Origin of the sequence: Paraburkholderia sp. EG286A, from assembly GCF_040965375.1 — a bacterium.
GTDB lineage: Bacteria > Pseudomonadota > Gammaproteobacteria > Burkholderiales > Burkholderiaceae > Paraburkholderia.
This window is the reverse complement of sequence record NZ_JBFRCB010000008.1, coordinates 191,307-207,701: the sequence shown is the minus strand read 5'-3', so window position 1 is coordinate 207,701 and position 16,395 is coordinate 191,307. Positions and strand designations below refer to the sequence as shown.

Here is a 16,395-nt window from a genome sequence, read left to right as displayed (position 1 = left end):
TTGCCACTAACCACGTCGCTTCAGTTCTGCCACGCGCAGCTGATAGCTTTTCAACAGGCACGCCTTGTCGCCGCACGCATTGCGTGAGTTTCGAAGCCATGCCCGTTGCTCCGCCCTTAGCCGGTCTTTGTTGGTCGATACCTTCAGCTTCTGGTTAAAGAGTTCGGCCATGGTCTTATCGATGCTGGCGAGTTCCGAATCTCCGCAAACCAGCTGTGCCTGAGCAGAGATGAGTTCGCTGCAATTGAAGCTTTGCGCCAGCGCCGCTTTCGTTGCGGGCTGCGCTTCCAGCAGCCCTGGCCTGCAAAGCCCGTGAAGCAAGGTGCACGCGGCGCTGCGCCCGACCCACGCCATGTCCGACGCGCCATATTGCTCGACGAAGCGATTGATGCCGGCGTGGCTCACGCCCCGTTGCATGGCGTTCGCCGCGATGATTTCGTTGCAGAGCGAGTCCTCGGCATAGCTGCTGCCGGCGCGCCGATAACAACTGTGAAAGCCAAGCTGTCCCGTGCCCATGACACTTCTGCGCTCCCCAGAGGCGAACAGGATCGAGGCGCATGCGGACGCGCACCTCGCGTTATCCGCAACGATCGTATAGACCCTGACCCGGTCCATGGCGTCTACCACGCGAAACGCTGCTTCGACATTTCCGCCAGGGCTATCGAGGACCAGGGGAACGAGTCCTTCGCGATCACGGCCGGCGAGTCTGGCGGCCGCCAGAAACTTTTCGGCATCGCCACTCTGAATCTTTCCCTTCCCGATCACCATGTTCAGTTTTAGATCGGGCTGGTAGTAGATCTTGAACTCCATGGCCCGCAAGACGCCCGGCGGCACGAGCAGCGCAGCCAATAGCCACGCACGCGCGAGGCGGTGCGGGGTCGTCGAATGCCGCGCGTTACGCATACGCGCCTCCGTGAGGCGCAAGCCTCTGAACGGAACCTGGTCTAGAACCCGCGCCTCAGGTTCCGGTCGCGTAATGGATCGGGCGTCTTCTGCGTGAGCCGCAAGATGCCCTGATCATCGAAGTAGAAATGAAACATCATGTAATCGACGTTGTTCTCGATGTAGCGGTAGGACCAGACTTCCCGCTGCATGCGCGAAAAGTAGGCCGTTTCCGCGGGCCGGCCGAAATTGATCAGGACGTCGTTACGTGTCCACTCGTTGACTTTCGCGCGATAGAACTCGCTCGCCTGCATGACCTGACGCACGCTCACGACCTTGCCGCTCGCGTCGATGTCGGCAACGGTGTTCGTCGACCCCATTGGCTGGGTCGGCCACATGAGACGTTTGCCGCCGTCCGGCAGGTTATAGGTTTCGCGCGGCGGCCCGAGACGCGCGATCAACGCGGACTGGTCGGCGCCGGGCTCGACGCTTTGCCACGGCTGGGCGCAGCCGGCCACGAGCGCCACCACGGCGGCAAGCCACGCTTGCTTCACGAACCTGGACAGAGTCCCCATTCTCGCTCCCCTGAGCAGCGAACCTGGCGAGCAACACGTGCAGATCATGCCGGCCGCGCAGGCCGCGGACAATCGGACCATGGTCCTACCGGCAAGACAGCCGTGGCGGCGCGCGAGCAAACGCCGCCAACGCGCTTGCCCGTTGAAAACGAAGCGCCAAAGAGTATGCTTTGCTCGGATATTCGGGCTCCCGGGCATCTGAGGTGCCCCACCTGTGCGTCCAGTCTGTGGTTCGTTGCCTAACGTTCCATCCTCCGGGGTGCGAAATGATCAAGCGCATCACGCTGATTTCGGCTTCGGTCGCACTCGGGTGCCTCGCCACCCTCGTCCCCGTTTTCACGAGTCTTTACGTCGCGGACATGGACGTCCAGCGGCGCGATCGCGCCGAGCTCAGGGAGTTCGCCGACAAGGCGGTGATGCGCACGGACCTCGTGACGTACCAGGCCTTCGCCGCGCTTTCCGACCTGGACCGGGAGCCAGGCACGCCCTGTTCGCCGTCCAGCCTCATGCAGGCCGCGCGTGTCATCTACAACTACCGCTATGTTCAGGATGCCGGCGCCTACGCCGACGGGCACTATCTCTGCTCTCCGCTGCTCGGCGACGTGCGCGGCAAGGACCTCACGCTCCCGCCGCCCGACTTTCGCAGCGACGACGGCTACCTCGTGTGGTTCCAGCAGAAGAGCCCGCTAAGCGACGTGCGCAAGGACATCCAGATTGGCCGCAATGGCCACTACGTCTCCATCGACCCGGGTTCCTATGTCGATCTCATCGATCCGGCGAGGCGCCCAATCGCCGTGATCCAGATTTCGACGGGCAGGCTCCTCGCAGTCTCGGCCGGCGCGGATCCGGACGACATGCTCGACGCGTGGAAACGCAACGGCAACGTGAACAGCGATGACTGGAATTACGCGGTCGCCCGCTCGGCGACACGCCCGCTCGGCGTCGTGGTGAAGTCGCCGCGCAGCAGCGTGGCGGGCGACTGGCCCAAGCTGCTCGCCGCGTGGCTGACCATCGGCGTGTTCTCGGGCGCCGCGCTCGGCTGGCTCGCCTACAAGCGCGTTTCGCGGCAGCTCTCGTTCCCTTCGACGCTGCAATGGGCCATCACCCGGCGCAAGATCGACGTGGTTTTCCAGCCCATCGTGCGACTCGAGGACAGCCAGTGTGCAGGCGTCGAAGCGCTGGTGCGGTGGACGCTGAACGGCCGCGCCATCTCGCCCGAGGTCTTCGTGCGCGTGGCCGAAGACAATCACCTCATTCAGCCCCTGACCGATCTCGTGCTCGAAAAGACCATCGCGCAGCTTGGGAAACTGCTCACGGCGAACCCGGCTTTTTACGTCTCGATCAACGTGGGCGCCGAGGATCTGCAGAGCTTGCGTTTCCTGAACCTGCTGACCGCGTCGCTCGAAGGCACCGGCATCGCGCCCGCGCAAATCCGCATCGAGGCAACCGAACGCAGCTTCATGAACGCCGAAGCCACGCGCGGTGTCATCGCGGCGTTCCGGGCCGCGGGCCACCCCATCTATATCGACGACTTTGGGACCGGCTACTCGAGCCTGGCGTATCTGCAGTCCTTCGAGATCGATGTGCTGAAGATCGACAAGTCGTTCGTCGATACGATTGTCCAGGATACCGCTTCGAGCGTGGTCGCGCCGCACATCATTTCGATGGCGCATGAGTTGGGTCTGGCAATCGTCGCCGAGGGTGTGGAGACGGGCGCACAGGTGACGTGGCTGCGCAGCAAGGGCGTCCAGTATGGCCAGGGCTGGTACTACTCGAAAGCGATGTCCGCCGCCGATCTCGCGAAATGGCTGGGCAAGCAGCGTGCGCCGCGCGAGGCGAACAGCATGCCGGCGAATCTCAGTTGATAATTCAACCATATTACCCACTACCATCTTCGCGATGGCGGGAGAATTTTATTCTCGATGCCAGGGGTTACACGGGCCTATCTTTGGAAAAAAATTCTCTCCTCGGCCCCGTAGGATTCTGAAACACAAGATTCTGCGCGCCTCGAAAGCAACCAGCCTGGGTTAACCCCGATTCCATCGGTGCACGCCATTTCGACGAATTCCGGCCATTCACAGCGAAGGACTGGATTCGTCTGATAGTTGACTAATCACACACAGCAGAACGAAGACCACACCCCTAAAAGAGGAGACGACGATGTTCAAACGCCATATCAGCCCGCTTTTGCGCAGCGCGGTCATTGCGGCCGCATTCAGCTTCGCGGGCGCGGCCGCCCACGCCCAGGACCTGCTCGACACGGTCAAATCGAACGGTGTGCTCCGCGTCGGTCTGGAGGGAACCTATCCGCCGTTCGACTACCGCAACGCGGCCGGCGAACTCGAGGGCTTCGACGTGGATGTCGCGAAGGCCCTGGCGTCGAGACTGGGCGTCAAGCCGGAATTCGTCCCCACGGAGTGGAGCGGCATTCTCGCCGGCCTGCAAGCCGGCAAGTTCGACGTGATCGTCAACCAGGTCACCATCACCCCGCAGCGCCAGCAGGCGCTCGATTTCAGCCAGCCCTACACCTTCTCGGCAGCACAGCTGATTCAGCGCGCCAACGACAAGCGCGATTTCAACTCGCTCAAGGAATTCGGCGGCGACAAGAAGATCGGCGTGACGCTCGGCACGAACTATGACCAAATGGCTCGCGCCGTTTCGGGCATCAACGTGCAGACCTACCCGGGCGCCCCGGAGAAACTGCGCGATCTCGCGGCAGGCCGGATCGACGCGACGCTCGACGACCGCCTCATGCTGCCGTACATCATCAAGACCTCGAACCTGCCCTTGCGGGCCGGTTCGGTTCTCAAGGGCGGCGAGCAGGAAATGGGCATTCCGTTCAGGAAGGGCAACCCCGAGTTCGAAAAGGCGGTCAATGGCGCCCTGAGCGCGATGAAGCAGGACGGCACGCTGAAAAAGATCTCCATGCACTGGTTCGGCACTGACGTCACGCAACCCGTCACGCAGTAACGCTCTTCTTCATCACCTGGCGCGCCGCCCCGCTTCCCGCCCGGGCGGCGCACCCGCACGGCACTTCATCGCATGACACCCATCGACCTCGTCATTCACGCGCTGCCCGTTCTTCTCATGGGCGCCGTCGTTACCCTGAAGTTCGCGCTCGCTTCCTCCGTTCTCGGCTTGCTGGTCGGCATCGTCGTGGCGATCATGGGCATCAGTGGCCAGCCGCTCATCGCAGGCATTGCGCGCGGCTACGTCAGCCTCATGCGCGGGACGCCGTTGCTCGTGCAAATCTTCGTCGTCTACTACGGGCTGCCGGATCTCGGCATCTCGCTCGATCCGACCAGCGCCGGCATTCTCGCCTTGACCGCCAATGCCGGAGCCTATCTTTCCGAAAGCATGCGCGGTGCGATTCTCGGCATTAGCCAGGGCCAATGGGGCGCCGCGCATAGTCTCGGCCTCAACCATCTGCAGACGCTGCGCTACGTCATCTGCCCACAGGCCTTGAGGATCGCCGTGCCGAGCCTTGGCAATACCTTGATCAGCCTGATCAAGGATACGTCGCTCGTCTCCGTGATCACCGTGACCGAGATGCTGCGTGCGGCGCAAGAAGTCATCGCGTCCACCTTCCAGCCGCTGCCGCTGTATCTGAGCGCGGCGGCGATCTACTGGCTGCTGAGCACCGCGATGTCGTGGGTCCAGCGGCACGTGGAACGGCGCCTCGCGCTGGCGCACGTGCGTTGAGCCGGCAGGTCACGCGCGATCACAAGGATAGTTCGATGATTACACTGAAAGACGTGTCGAAGTGGTACGGGTCATTCCAGGTTCTGAGCGGCTGCTCCACCGAAGTCAGCAAGGGTGAGGTCGTCGTCGTATGCGGGCCGTCCGGCTCCGGCAAGTCGACGTTGATCAAGACCGTGAACGGGCTGGAGCCGTTCCAGCAAGGCGAGATCGTCGTGGGCGGCGAGTCGGTTGGCGACAAGCGCACGAATCTCCCGAAGCTGCGCGCGAAGGTCGGCATGGTGTTCCAGCATTTCGAGCTGTTTCCCCATCTGTCGATCACGCAGAATCTCACGCTCGCGCAGATCAAGGTGCTCGGTCGCGGCAAGGACGAGGCCACCCAAAAAGGCCTGAAACTGCTGGACCGCGTGGGCCTGCGCGCGCACGCCGACAAGTTTCCGGGCCAGCTGTCGGGCGGACAGCAGCAGCGCGTGGCGATCGCGCGGGCGCTCTCGATGGACCCCTTCGCCATGCTGTTCGACGAGCCGACCTCGGCGCTCGATCCCGAGATGATCAACGAAGTGCTCGACGTAATGATCGAACTGGCCCAGGAAGGCATGACGATGATGTGCGTGACGCACGAAATGGGTTTCGCGAAGAAGGTCGCCCATCGGGTGCTGTTCATGGACCAGGGGCTCATCGTCGAGGATGCCGGCAAGGAGGCGTTTTTCGACAACCCGCAGTCGGAGCGCGCAAAGGACTTTCTCATGCGCGTGCTGCCTCACTGAGCGCATGCCCGCGATGCCCTCCGGGCAGCAGGAGGACACGGCGAGCCGCTGATGCCGGCCACGCCGTGTGCAATACTGGCGCAACCTTGTTGCGCGTCCTGAACGGAGCCTCGATGACTCTCACCCCTCCTGCCCCCGCCCTGGTCGGCGACCCGCTTGCCTCGGTCGGCACCCCGTCGCTCCTGATCGATCTCGACGCATTCGAAGCAAACCTGCGCGACACGGCGGCGTTCGTCGCCGGCCACGGTGTTGCCTTGCGGCCTCACGCCAAGGCTCACAAGAGCAGCGCCATCGCCCTGCGGCAGCTCGAAGCCGGCGCGGTGGGTATCTGTTGCCAGAAGCTGAGCGAAGCGTATCCGTTTGCCGCTGCCGGCATGCGTGACATCCACGTCACCAATGAGTTTGTCGGCAGGGACAAGCTCTTGATGGCCACCGAACTCGCCTCGCACGTCCGTCTGAGCGTTTGCGTGGACGCACTGCCACAAGTGCGCGCGCTTGGCGAAGCCGCGGCGTCCGCGGGCGTCACGATCGACGTGTTGCCGGAGATCGATGTCGGTCAGAACCGTTGCGGGGTGACAACCCATGACGCCCTGCTCGAACTCGTCGATGCGATCTCCGCGCATCCAGGCCTGCACTTTGCGGGTTTGCAGGGCTACCACGGCGGAGCGCAGCACATTGCCGACTGGGCGGCAAGAAAGGACACGGCCGGCCGCGCCGCCGAGCGCGCGGGAAACTTCGTCCGCGCACTCGAGGCGCGCGGCGTGCGATGCGCGCGTGTGACCGGCGGCGGCACCGGCACGTTTGAATTCGACGTTGCCAGCGGCGTTTACACCGAGGTGCAGCCGGGCTCCTACGCGATCATGGACGGCGAATATGGCGGCATCGCGTGGCACGGCGCGGTACGGCCGCGCAACAGCCTGTTCGTGCTATCCACGATCATGAGCGCAACCCGCCCCGGCATGGTGGTATGCGATGTTGGCCTCAAGGGGCTGGCCGTCGATGCCGGACTGCCGCGAGAGGTGACATGGGCGGGGTCCGAAGGTCCGCCGCTCGCCTACATCGCGGCCAATGACGAGCACGGCAAGCTGGAGACAGCCGGTGCGCCGGAAACCGATACGACCGAACTCCTGGGACAGCGCGTTCTCGTGACACCGGGGCACTGCGACCCGACCGTGAATCTCTACGATCAGTACGTCTGCTTCCGGGGCGAGCGCGTGGAAGCGATCTGGCCGATCGACGCACGCGGTCTTTCCCGATGACGTCCCGATGCCGCAGCCATCGCTACGGCATCGGCTCTCACCTCAAGCGCCCGCGAACCTGAACACCGAGACCGCCTGCTGCAACTGCGCCGCCTGATCGGCCATCGAGCTTGCCGCGGCGGCCGCCTGCTCTACGAGGGCCGCGTTTTGCTGCGTGACCTGGTCCATTTGCGCGACCGCGCGATTGACCTGCTCGATGCCCGTGCTCTGCTCGCCCGAGGCGGCGACGATCTCGCCCATGATGTCCGTGACGCGCTGCACGGCCGCCGTCACCTCGACCATCGTCGAGCCCGCGCGCTGCGCCAGCGTGGCGCCGTTGGCAACGCCCGCCGTCGAGGCTTCGATCAGCTCCTTGATCTCCCGCGCCGAAGCCGCGCTGCACTGCGCGAGCGCGCGCACCTCGCCCGCCACGACCGCGAAGCCGCGCCCCTGCTCGCCGGCGCGTGCCGACTCGACGGCGGCGTTGAGCGCAAGGATGTTGGTCTGGAAGGCGATCTTCTCGATGGTCGCGATGATGTCGGTCATGCGCTTCGCGTCCTGCGCCACGTCGCCCATCGTCCTCGCCACTTCGCTCACCAGTTCGCTGCCGCGCACGGCGACTTCGGACGCACCACGGGCGAGCCCGCCCACCTGTCTCGCGTTCTCGGCATTCTGCCGCACGGTCGAGGTCAGCTGCTCCATGCTCGTCGCGGTCTCGCCGAGCGACGCCGCCTGCTCTTCGGTGCGTTGCGAGAGGTCCGTGTTGCCTTGCGAGATTTCGCGTGCGGCGAGCAGGATGGAACCGCTCGAGTCGTGAATGTTGGCGACGATGCCGGTGAGCTGCGTACGCATCTCGCCCAGCGCGTACAGCAGGCTGCTCGAATCGCCGCGACGTGTTGCTACGGATACCGAAAGATCGCCGGCCGCGATACGGCCTGCGATTTCCATCGCATGTGCCGGTTCGCAGCCCAGCTGGCGCGAAAGCCGCTGCGAAATCAGCCAGGCCAGCAACGCGCCGGTCGCGACCGCCCCAAGCAGAATCGCCATGATGAGGGTGCGCATGTGCTGGAATTGCGCCGTGGCTTCGGTCTGCGCGCTCTTCGCCTCGCGTTGCAGCGAATCGATCAGCGCGGCGACGCTGTCGCCTGACGCAACGCTCGCCGCAATGGCACGGCGTACGAGTTCGGCATTGTCCACGCCTGCGGGCACGGGCGCTGAACCGATCTGCTGATGCACGATCGCCTCCCATGCCGAGGTTTTCCCGAGCACGTCGTCGTAAAGCGCGCGGTCGCTGGACGAGACGCCTGCAGCGGCATAGCGATCCAGCGATTCGTGCATGCGTTTGAGTTGCGCGACGATGTCTTCCTTCAGACGATGGCGTCCCGCTTCGTCGGCGAAGCCCAGATTTGCGGCGTCCAGGTCGGTGCTCAGCTTGCTGCGGGCCGCTTCCTCCAGCCAGAACTGGCCGCTCATGTGGCGGTTGCAGATTTCATCGGCGATGTCATGCATCGACGCCAGCGACGCAACGCCGGCCACACCGACGGCCACCGCAAATACGATCACAACGGCGAATGCTGTCAGCAGCTTTTTGAACACCGTCATGCGATCGAGCCACTTCATGGCTGTCCCCTTATCCGTTTCCGTTTTATGTGGCTCACGGTAAGAGAAAGCCTCGACGCGAGCGCGCCAAGCTTGACGCATTCCCCCCCACCAGGGGTAGGCGTGCAACGGATATAGGGAGAATCAGCCAGCGCTTCTAGCGGTGTCGGCGGAGTTCTGCTAATCCGCCGCGCGCGCCAACCCTAGCACCCTCAGTTTGCGGCCTGCTGCGCGCCGGCCGGTACGAGCTTCAGCGTATGCACCACTGCGCCCGGCAGGAACGGCGCCGCGTCGCCATGCACCCACGTTTCGTGCCCCGCGAGGAAATACGGCGACATGGGATTGCCCGACTGCCCGCCCGGCATCTCGAAGATGCCGTCCTGCTCGCGCCCCGGCGACACCGCGAAACGCTCGGACGCGCCGAACGCCGGCGTCTGTACGCGCGGCATGTTGATGTCACCCGGCAACGGGTCGTGCGGCGCGCTGAGCCAGCCGCGAAACCACGGCAGCCACGCCGGCACCATGCGCGCGAACGGATGCGCAATGACCGAGCGGTTGCGCTCGCCCCAGCGCGCCGCTTCGAGCGTGGTGCCCTTGGGCAACCGGGCGATCGCATGATCGATGCGGTCCAGCATGAACGCGCGCCAGTCCGCGAAGCCGCCCGGTATCCACGCGCGATGGTCGGCCAGCGTCTCCATCGTCGCTTCGTAACGCGAGTTCGCCGCACGATAGCTGAGGTCCGGCGCAATCGCGGCCATCTGCTTGTCCAGTACACCGAACCATGCTTCGTAGAGCGAGTCGTAGAACGCGCGTACCAGCCGGTAGCCGACTGCATTGACATCGGCGCGGCCATCCCACGCCTGAACGAGGCGCTGGAACTCGGCGCGTTGGGGATGGCCGTCGAGCGCGCGTGCATCGAGCGCGTCGAGCGCCACGCGTCGCCAGTACGCGATCCAGAACGCGCGATCGTCGGTCTGCACCGCGAGCATGTCGCGCTCGCTCGCGCGCGGCAGCGCGAGCAGGTCGTTGCGAATCTGCGTGGCGCGCGCGCCAAGATCGGTGCCGGCGTCGCCGATTCGCGCCACATCTTCCATCGGCAAGGTGCGGTTGTTCGCGGTCCAGATGCGGCCGGCCGGCGGATCGATGCGCACTGGATACGCATCGGGCGTCCGATACCCTTGCCAGCCGGCGTACGTTCCGGAGGGGTACGGCAAGCTCGCGAGCGCTGCCGCCTGAGCGTCCACTTCAGCGTCCGCATCGGTATCCGCGAAGCGCGGCAGCGGGCCGGCAAGCGTCCAGCCGATATGGCCTTGCGCGTCGGCCACCATGAAGTTCTGCGTCGGCAGGCCGAAAGTCTGCGCGGCGCGCAACGCGTCGTCGACGTTCGTGATGCCTTCGAGCCGCATGAAGTTCATGTTGGTCGCCCGCGGATCCTGCGCGACCCAATGCAATGCATACGCGCGCTCGCCGGCCACGATCTGCGGCCCCCAGCGCGTTTGCACGACCGGCAGATCGACGCTCGCGCCGCCGTTCACGTCGAGCCGCTCGTGGATCACCTGCGCACGCGCCCATCCACCGTTCGGGACACGGTAGCGCAGTGGGTCGGCCGGATCGCGTTGAAGTTCGACCAGATCGACGAAGCGCCCATAGCTGTTCGTGAAGCCCCACGCGATATGGCCGTTGCTGCCGGCCACGACGAACGGCGTACCCGGCAAGCTGACGCCCGTGATGCGCCGCTCGCCGCCCCCCGGCGCGGGATAGACGAGCGAGATCCGGTACCAGATGTTCGGCAGCGACAGGCCGAGGTGCATGTCGCTCGCGAGCAGCGCGCCGCCGTGTGCGCTGTGCGCGCCGTCGACCGCGAAACCGTTGCTGCCGACCATCGAATCGACCGCGCTCCCGGCGCCCGCAAAAGCGTTCACAAAACCAGGCAGGCCGGCGAGCAGCGCGGTGGCCTCCGGTTCGGCATCGACGGCGGACTGCGTTGACGGGAGCCATGACGGCGGCGCGGCGGGCAGTGCCGCCGGCGGCTGCGCCAACGCGCGCAGCCCGTCGAGTGGGGCGTCCCAGTGGCTCGTCTCAGGGAGCAGGAACGCAAGCAGATCGGCCGGCACGCGCTCGCGCAACGCCGCGCGCGAGAGCACGCGCCTCACCTGGTCATACTGCAGATCGAAGTACATCGCGTAGACGGCGAGTACCGTGTCTTCGGGACGCCACGGCGCCGGTTGCGCACGCAACAGCCAGTATTCGAACGGCCGCGCGCGAAGCGAGCGCAGGCCGTCGTTGACGCCCGCCGTATAGCGCTCGATCAGCTCCCGCTGGTCGGCGGAGAGCGCGGCGAGCGCCGCCTGCGCGTGATCGCGAAAGCGCAAGGGCCGGTCGCGGCGGTCCAGCGGCAGCGCCGCCGGGCCGATGAGCGCCGCCATCTCGCCGGCGGCGACCCGGCGCAGCAAGTCCATCTGGAAGAAGCGGTCCTGCGCGTGAAGGAAGCCGCTCGCATACGCAACGTCGCCACGCGTGCCGCCCTGCACCGTCGGCACGCCGAGCGCGTCGCGCCCGATCGTCACCGCTGCGGAGAGCGGCGCGGCACGCGTGCCGTCCAACTGCGGCAAGCTGCCGCGCAACGTCAGCCAGCCCGCCAGCACCATGGCGGCCAGAATGATGACGACGGCGCACAACAGCATCAGCGGCCATACACGGCGCCGCTTTTGCGGCAAAGGACTCGAACGGGTCATGGAAAAGCACGCGGGTCGTTGTGTTCAGCGCTTCCGGGCGCGGCGACCGGATCGGCCGGACGCCGTACGACCATAGCATGACCCTGTGGCAATAACACGCAGGCAGAGCGCCGCGACCTTTCCCCCTTCACCGCGCTTCCTGGGCGCGACACTCTGCCATCTGCCACCGTGCCGCGGAAAGAACACAATCTCAATATTGCGTTCTGCCCGAGACCGCACAGGGGCGACATCATGGCAAAGAAGTTTCCGATTCACCCGCTGCACCCCGAGCGCCTGTGCTGGGGCTGCGACCACTACTGCCCGGCCAACGACATGCGATGCGGCAACGGCCAGAGCCGCACGCAGCATCCGGCCGAACTGCTCGGCGACGACTGGCTCGAACAGGGCGACTGGGGGATCGAAGTCGACGCCTCCGGCAAAAGCGTCACGCCCTAACGCGCGAAATCAACCGCGCAATCAGATATGAATGCCGCCGGCCACCTCGATGCGCTGCGCGTTCACCCAGCCGAAGTCATCCGACAGTAGACCCGCAATGACGGGCCCCACGTCAGTCGGTAATCCGACGCGGCCCAGCGCGGTATGTTCCGCTACCGCCTTGTTGACCTCCGGATTGTCACGCACGATGCCGCCGCTGAAGTCGGTCGCAATGGCGCCCGGCGCCACGACGTTGACCGCGATCCGGCGCGGCGCGAGTTCGAGTGCCATGTAGCGCGTGAGCGCTTCCACGGCCGCCTTCATCGGGCCATAAATCGCGCGACCCGGATACGCGAAGCGTGCAAGGCCCGAGGAAATGTTCACGATCCGGCCGCCGTCATGAATGAGCGGCAGCAGCTTTTGCGTCAGCAGAAACGGCCCCTTGAAATGCACCGCGAATTGCGCGTCGAGTTCCGCTTCGGTGCCGGCTGCGAGCGTGGCGGTCGAAGAGATGCCGGCGTTGTTCACCAGATAATCGAAGCCCGTTGCATTGAGCTTCCCAAGCGCTTCTCGCAGGCGCGCGACGAAGCCGTCGAACGTGCCTGAATCTGCGATGTTCAACTGCAGGGCGATCGCCCGGCCGCCCGCTTGCGCGACCTCGGCACAGACCTTCTCTGCCTCGGCGTGATTGGTGTTGTAAGTGAAAACCGAGTGGACGCCACGGCTTGCCAGCCGCAGCACCGTGTCGCGGCCGATGCCGCGGCTGCCTCCGGTGACGACCGCGATTTTCGGGCCCGACTGACTGCCGTTGTTCGTTGCCATTTGGCACCTCGCGCTGTGTTGGATAGCGTCGATTCTGCGCCTGACGCCACCGGCGAGTGAATACCCGAACCTGCCGGATTCTTGCCTAATCCTGCTTCGCTGACTAAGATGGGTCGGCGCGCACCTTCCTTCGCGCGACCCTGATCGAGCCGCCATGACGAACGAACTGGCCGCCGCCATGCTGCGCTACACGCAAACGCAGCCGGGCACGAGCCCATACAGCACCGCTGTCGACGGAATGCTCGTCCTGCGTTCCGACCACCCCGCGCCGCCCACCTTTCGCTCGGCGAGCCCGGCTTTGTGCATCGTCGCCCAGGGCGCCAAATGGGCCAGTTTTGGCGGGGCGCAACTGGAGTACCGGGCCGGTCAAGCGCTCGTGGTCGGCGTGGAAACGCCGTCGCGGGGCCGCGTGTTCGAGGCGAGCCCGGACCAACCTTGCCTGGTTCTGATTCTCGAGCTGGACCTGGCCATATTGCGTGCGGTAGCGAAGGAGATGTCGCCTGCACCCGTGCCGGCAGCGGACGCAAGCCGTGGCGTGTTCGTCGCGAACTTCGACGGCCCCCTTGCCGATTGCGCGCTGCGCGCCGTGCGCCTGCTGGACACGCCGGACGCCATCGGCATGCTGTATCCCATGCTGATGCGCGAGATCTGCTACTGGTTGCTAAGCGGTCCGAACGGTTCGGAAATCGCGAGGCTGGCGTCGACCGAAAGCCCTTCTCACAGCCTGCTGCGGGCGGTGGAAAATTTGCGTGCGCGGTTTGCGGAACCCGTGCGGGTGGAAGACCTGGCGGCAGTCGCCCAGCTCAGTGCCTCGGCGTTCCACCGGCAGTTCAAGGCGCTGACAGGGCTGCCGCCCCTTCAGTACCAGAAGCAGTTGCGGCTGCTGGAAGCGCGCAGACTGCTGCTTTCGCAGTCGATGAGCGTACAGGCCGCCGCATTCGAGGTGGGATACGAGAGCGCCTCGCAGTTCAGCCGCGAATACGCGCGCATGTTCGGCGCGCCGCCGAAAAAAGATTCATCTCAAGCGAAGACAATGCGCGAGGCCGCGTAGCCTGCGCCGGTGACACGCGGCGCGAGAGTGGTACGTCCGCTCTCGCGCCGTGCACGTGTCACGCCGGACGCGTCACATCACTTGCCATACACGTCGAAGTCGAAGTACTTCTTCTCGATCTTCTTGTACGTACCGTCCTTGATGATGCTGGCAATGGCGCCGTCGATCTTCGTCTTGAGCGCGGTGTCTTCCTTGCGCAGACCGATGCCGGCGCCGTTGCCGAGCGTGGCCGGATCGTCCAGATCGCCGCCCGCAAAGCTGTAGCCCTGGCCGCGCGGCGTCTTCAGGAAGCCCACTTCGGCCTGCACGGCGTCTTGCAGCGCCGCGTCCACGCGGCCGGCCAGCAAGTCCTGATAGACCTGGTCCTGATTCTGGTAAGGCACGACCTCTACGCCAGCCGCTGCCCAATGCGCCTTTGCATAGGTCTCCTGAATCGTGCCCTGCTCCACGCCCACGCGCTTACCCTTGAGCGATTCCGCGGTCGGCATGATGCCCGAGCCCGTCTTGACGACAAGACGCGTCGGCGTGTTGAACAACTTGTCCGAGAACGCGATCTGCTCTCTGCGCGCCGGGGTCATCGACATCGACGACAGCACGCCGTCGAACTTGCGCGCCTTCAGCGCCGGGATCATGCCGTCGAAGTCGTTCTCGATCCAGACGCATTTGGCGTTCAGACGGTGGCAGATCTCGTTGCCGAGATCGATGTCGAAGCCGACCAGTTTGCCGTCCGGGGCTTTCGATTCGAACGGCGGATAGCTTGCATCGACACCAAAACGAATGGTGTCTGCCGCAAAGGCGCCGACGCTGGCCGTGGAGGCGATCAAGGCAATAGATACGGCTGCAAACAACTTTTTCATGGGATCCCCTCGGTTCTGGATATCAGGGTGGTCAAGACATGGACACCGCCCGCATGGTTGCGGCGCGGACATTCCCCCGCGGCGCCCGCCGCAAGCGTGATCGACGCTGCGGGTGCACCTGTGCCCGGTAAGGTAGCAGTCCAGAATACTCGCGTCGAGTCGTCAAAAACAGGCGGAAACACCTATGGCAGGGAAGACCCTAAAGGGAGTTGCAGGTCCCGGTTGATAGCGGCAGTTGAAGGCTTACCGGAATGTCCAGTTGCTCTTGCCGGCGCGCGCCGCGCGCCGCAAGCGCTTGACGCGATACATCTCATGGTCCGCCTGGTCGAGCGCCTGCTGGGCGCTCACGAAGCGCACCGCAACACAGCCGGCAGTCGCTCCCTCGTAATGCAGACGCATGTTCGGCAAGGTGTATTCCCCCGCCGTCACCGCGGAGACATGACTCGCGATGACATCGGCCATGCTCGCCGCCTGATCGTAGTCGGCCGGCCCCGATGCAACGAATGCGAACTCGTCGCCGCCGATGCGCGCGAGCAGCCCTCGATCGGCAACCGCGGCCAGCAGACGCCCGGCGCACGTTTGCAAAAACTGGTCGCCCACCACGTGGCCGCGTTGATCGTTCAGTTCCTTGAAGCCGTCCAGATCGATCATGCACACCACGACATACGAGCCATCCGACGCGGCGTGCGCCATCAGGCGCCCGAGTTCCTCATGCAGCGCGCGCCGGTTCGGCAGTTCCGTCATGTCGTCGATCAGGGCGCGTTGTGCGAGATGCTCGTTGGCGAGCGTGAGTTGTTCGATGAGCCGCTCGCGCTCGATATGCTCCGAGATCAGTTTCGCGAAGACATTCAGCGCGCCGCGCGCCCGCGCGTTGACTTCGCGACTCTCGCGGCTGATGCCGCATAGCGTGCCGATGACGGCGCCGCCTTCCGCGCAGACCGGCGCGCTCGCGTAGGTGCAAATCCCGAGGTCGGAGGCCGCCCGCGAATCGCCCCAAATGTCCTTGACGTTGCTGACCACGCGCCGCCCGCTTTCCAGACTGCGCTTGCAGAGGGTGTCGAACCACTGAACCTGCAGGCCCTCCATGATCTGCACGTCGCCCTCGTTGCGCGAATAGAGGACGGTCTGCACCTCGCGACGGAAGTCGACCGATGTCAGGTAGGTCGACTCAAGTCCGGTCAATATTCCAAGCATCTCGAGAAGCGGCCGCACGAGTCCTTCCAGATTCTGGGCCGCGACAACCTTCTGGGAAAGCCGCTCAAGCAATTCATCCATATTGGCGATTCACCGTAAAGCAATTGAAACCCTGTTGTGGCAACGGCCCTGCCAGCCGGGTTTTTGTGCGAATTACAGTAGCAGGTTTTCTATGACGAATCCAAGCGGCTTTATCCCTGATAACGGGCGAGCGTATGGCCGCATTAAGGGCGCGGCGCCGAACGACTTTCGCGGCGGAGATCGCCGCGCACTGCGCGAAGCCGCCAGACGCGGCGGCGCGAGCGGGCCGCACGCATGCCCGCACTGTCACGCAATCGGGACAGACCGCTTTCCCGCTCGATGGCGGCGTCGTCTAGCGCGCAGCACGGGAAGTCGATCAGAGCGGAGAAGTCGGAATCTCGCCCAACGGGAACGAAGACTCGGGCGAGTTCGGAGAAGAGGCGCTTGAACATGGGCAGTTATCCGGCATGAACACCGTTGCGGACGCCATTGCCCGGGTAATGATTGACCTGCCCGGTACGACGCGCCGGGTCGCACGAAG

Annotated in this window: 15 protein-coding genes; 7 read left to right on the top strand and 8 right to left on the bottom strand. The window is 64.8% G+C overall.

Annotated elements, in window-relative coordinates; genetic code table 11:
* Positions 1-6: 6 nt before the first annotated feature.
* Together AB4Y35_RS32955 and AB4Y35_RS32950 are read right to left on the bottom strand one after the other, a co-directional pair.
* Positions 7-903 carry a lysozyme inhibitor LprI family protein gene (locus tag AB4Y35_RS32955; protein WP_368707718.1) on the bottom strand — a complete coding sequence of 299 codons (897 nt, stop codon included), beginning with the start codon at positions 901-903 and terminating at the stop codon, positions 7-9.
* 41 nt (positions 904-944) lie between these two features.
* The gene (locus AB4Y35_RS32950) at positions 945-1,457 is read right to left on the bottom strand and encodes a hypothetical protein (protein ID WP_368707717.1); all 513 of its coding nucleotides are present in this window, start codon (positions 1,455-1,457) and stop codon (positions 945-947) included.
* A 266-nt stretch (positions 1,458-1,723) separates the two neighbouring features.
* On the opposite strand from AB4Y35_RS32950, the gene AB4Y35_RS32945 reads away from it, so the two are divergent.
* From AB4Y35_RS32945 to AB4Y35_RS32925, 5 genes are all read left to right on the top strand, one after another.
* Entirely contained in the window at positions 1,724-3,322 is a 1,599-nt protein-coding gene (locus AB4Y35_RS32945) for an EAL domain-containing protein (protein ID WP_368707716.1), read from the top strand.
* A gap of 295 nt (positions 3,323-3,617) precedes the next feature.
* Complete coding sequence (locus AB4Y35_RS32940; RefSeq protein ID WP_368707715.1) at positions 3,618-4,427, top strand: transporter substrate-binding domain-containing protein; 810 nt, start codon at positions 3,618-3,620, stop codon at positions 4,425-4,427.
* Positions 4,428-4,499: 72 nt separating this feature from the next.
* Positions 4,500-5,159 carry an amino acid ABC transporter permease gene (locus AB4Y35_RS32935; RefSeq protein ID WP_368707714.1) on the top strand — a complete coding sequence of 220 codons (660 nt, stop codon included), beginning with the start codon at positions 4,500-4,502 and terminating at the stop codon, positions 5,157-5,159.
* 35 nt (positions 5,160-5,194) lie between these two features.
* A complete protein-coding gene (locus AB4Y35_RS32930) occupies positions 5,195-5,923 on the top strand; it encodes an amino acid ABC transporter ATP-binding protein (RefSeq protein ID WP_368707713.1) in 729 nt (242 codons plus the stop codon).
* A 113-nt stretch (positions 5,924-6,036) separates the two neighbouring features.
* Positions 6,037-7,182: a DSD1 family PLP-dependent enzyme gene (locus AB4Y35_RS32925; RefSeq protein WP_368707712.1), complete on the top strand. Its 1,146-nt coding sequence runs from the start codon at positions 6,037-6,039 to the stop codon at positions 7,180-7,182.
* A 42-nt stretch (positions 7,183-7,224) separates the two neighbouring features.
* Here the strand turns inward: AB4Y35_RS32925 and AB4Y35_RS32920 are convergent, their stop codons facing one another.
* Positions 7,225-8,781: a methyl-accepting chemotaxis protein gene (locus AB4Y35_RS32920; RefSeq protein ID WP_368707711.1), complete on the bottom strand. Its 1,557-nt coding sequence runs from the start codon at positions 8,779-8,781 to the stop codon at positions 7,225-7,227.
* 191 nt (positions 8,782-8,972) lie between these two features.
* A complete protein-coding gene (locus tag AB4Y35_RS32915; protein WP_368707710.1) occupies positions 8,973-11,495 on the bottom strand; it encodes a penicillin acylase family protein in 2,523 nt (840 codons plus the stop codon).
* A gap of 231 nt (positions 11,496-11,726) precedes the next feature.
* Here AB4Y35_RS32915 and AB4Y35_RS32910 point away from each other — a divergent pair, with 231 nt between their 5' ends.
* On the top strand, positions 11,727-11,930 hold the full coding sequence (locus AB4Y35_RS32910) for a DUF3079 domain-containing protein (RefSeq protein WP_028206775.1): 204 nt from the start codon (positions 11,727-11,729) through the stop codon (positions 11,928-11,930).
* Between the two features lie 21 nt (positions 11,931-11,951).
* Here the strand turns inward: AB4Y35_RS32910 and AB4Y35_RS32905 are convergent, their stop codons facing one another.
* Entirely contained in the window at positions 11,952-12,731 is a 780-nt protein-coding gene (locus AB4Y35_RS32905) for an SDR family NAD(P)-dependent oxidoreductase (protein WP_368707709.1), read from the bottom strand.
* A 178-nt stretch (positions 12,732-12,909) separates the two neighbouring features.
* Between AB4Y35_RS32905 and AB4Y35_RS32900 the strand changes: the two genes are divergently transcribed.
* The gene (locus tag AB4Y35_RS32900; RefSeq protein WP_368707708.1) at positions 12,910-13,782 is read left to right on the top strand and encodes an AraC family transcriptional regulator; all 873 of its coding nucleotides are present in this window, start codon (positions 12,910-12,912) and stop codon (positions 13,780-13,782) included.
* Between the two features lie 77 nt (positions 13,783-13,859).
* Here the strand turns inward: AB4Y35_RS32900 and AB4Y35_RS32895 are convergent, their stop codons facing one another.
* From AB4Y35_RS32895 to AB4Y35_RS32885, 3 genes are all read right to left on the bottom strand, one after another.
* Positions 13,860-14,639, bottom strand: coding sequence for an ABC transporter substrate-binding protein (locus AB4Y35_RS32895; protein ID WP_324153421.1), 780 nt, complete (start codon positions 14,637-14,639; stop codon positions 13,860-13,862).
* Between the two features lie 243 nt (positions 14,640-14,882).
* Positions 14,883-15,914 (bottom strand): GGDEF domain-containing protein, encoded by a 1,032-nt coding sequence (locus AB4Y35_RS32890; RefSeq protein ID WP_368707707.1) that lies wholly within the window; start codon positions 15,912-15,914, stop codon positions 14,883-14,885.
* Positions 15,915-16,057: 143 nt separating this feature from the next.
* A complete protein-coding gene (locus AB4Y35_RS32885; RefSeq protein ID WP_368707706.1) occupies positions 16,058-16,306 on the bottom strand; it encodes a hypothetical protein in 249 nt (82 codons plus the stop codon).
* Between the last annotated feature and the right edge of the window lie 89 nt (positions 16,307-16,395).

Coding starts and splice junctions, on each gene's coding strand:
- AB4Y35_RS32920 (WP_368707711.1), bottom strand. CDS start 8,781: ATGAAGTGGCTCGATCGCATGACGGTGTTCAAAAAGCTGCTGACAGCA.
- AB4Y35_RS32910 (WP_028206775.1), top strand. CDS start 11,727: ATGGCAAAGAAGTTTCCGATTCACCCGCTGCACCCCGAGCGCCTGTGC.
- AB4Y35_RS32900 (WP_368707708.1), top strand. CDS start 12,910: ATGCTGCGCTACACGCAAACGCAGCCGGGCACGAGCCCATACAGCACC.
- AB4Y35_RS32940 (WP_368707715.1), top strand. CDS start 3,618: ATGTTCAAACGCCATATCAGCCCGCTTTTGCGCAGCGCGGTCATTGCG.
- AB4Y35_RS32930 (WP_368707713.1), top strand. CDS start 5,195: ATGATTACACTGAAAGACGTGTCGAAGTGGTACGGGTCATTCCAGGTT.
- AB4Y35_RS32955 (WP_368707718.1), bottom strand. CDS start 903: ATGCGTAACGCGCGGCATTCGACGACCCCGCACCGCCTCGCGCGTGCG.
- AB4Y35_RS32905 (WP_368707709.1), bottom strand. CDS start 12,731: ATGGCAACGAACAACGGCAGTCAGTCGGGCCCGAAAATCGCGGTCGTC.
- AB4Y35_RS32950 (WP_368707717.1), bottom strand. CDS start 1,457: ATGGGGACTCTGTCCAGGTTCGTGAAGCAAGCGTGGCTTGCCGCCGTG.
- AB4Y35_RS32890 (WP_368707707.1), bottom strand. CDS start 15,914: ATGGATGAATTGCTTGAGCGGCTTTCCCAGAAGGTTGTCGCGGCCCAG.
- AB4Y35_RS32915 (WP_368707710.1), bottom strand. CDS start 11,495: ATGACCCGTTCGAGTCCTTTGCCGCAAAAGCGGCGCCGTGTATGGCCG.
- AB4Y35_RS32945 (WP_368707716.1), top strand. CDS start 1,724: ATGATCAAGCGCATCACGCTGATTTCGGCTTCGGTCGCACTCGGGTGC.
- AB4Y35_RS32935 (WP_368707714.1), top strand. CDS start 4,500: ATGACACCCATCGACCTCGTCATTCACGCGCTGCCCGTTCTTCTCATG.
- AB4Y35_RS32895 (WP_324153421.1), bottom strand. CDS start 14,639: ATGAAAAAGTTGTTTGCAGCCGTATCTATTGCCTTGATCGCCTCCACG.
- AB4Y35_RS32925 (WP_368707712.1), top strand. CDS start 6,037: ATGACTCTCACCCCTCCTGCCCCCGCCCTGGTCGGCGACCCGCTTGCC.
- AB4Y35_RS32885 (WP_368707706.1), bottom strand. CDS start 16,306: ATGTTCAAGCGCCTCTTCTCCGAACTCGCCCGAGTCTTCGTTCCCGTT.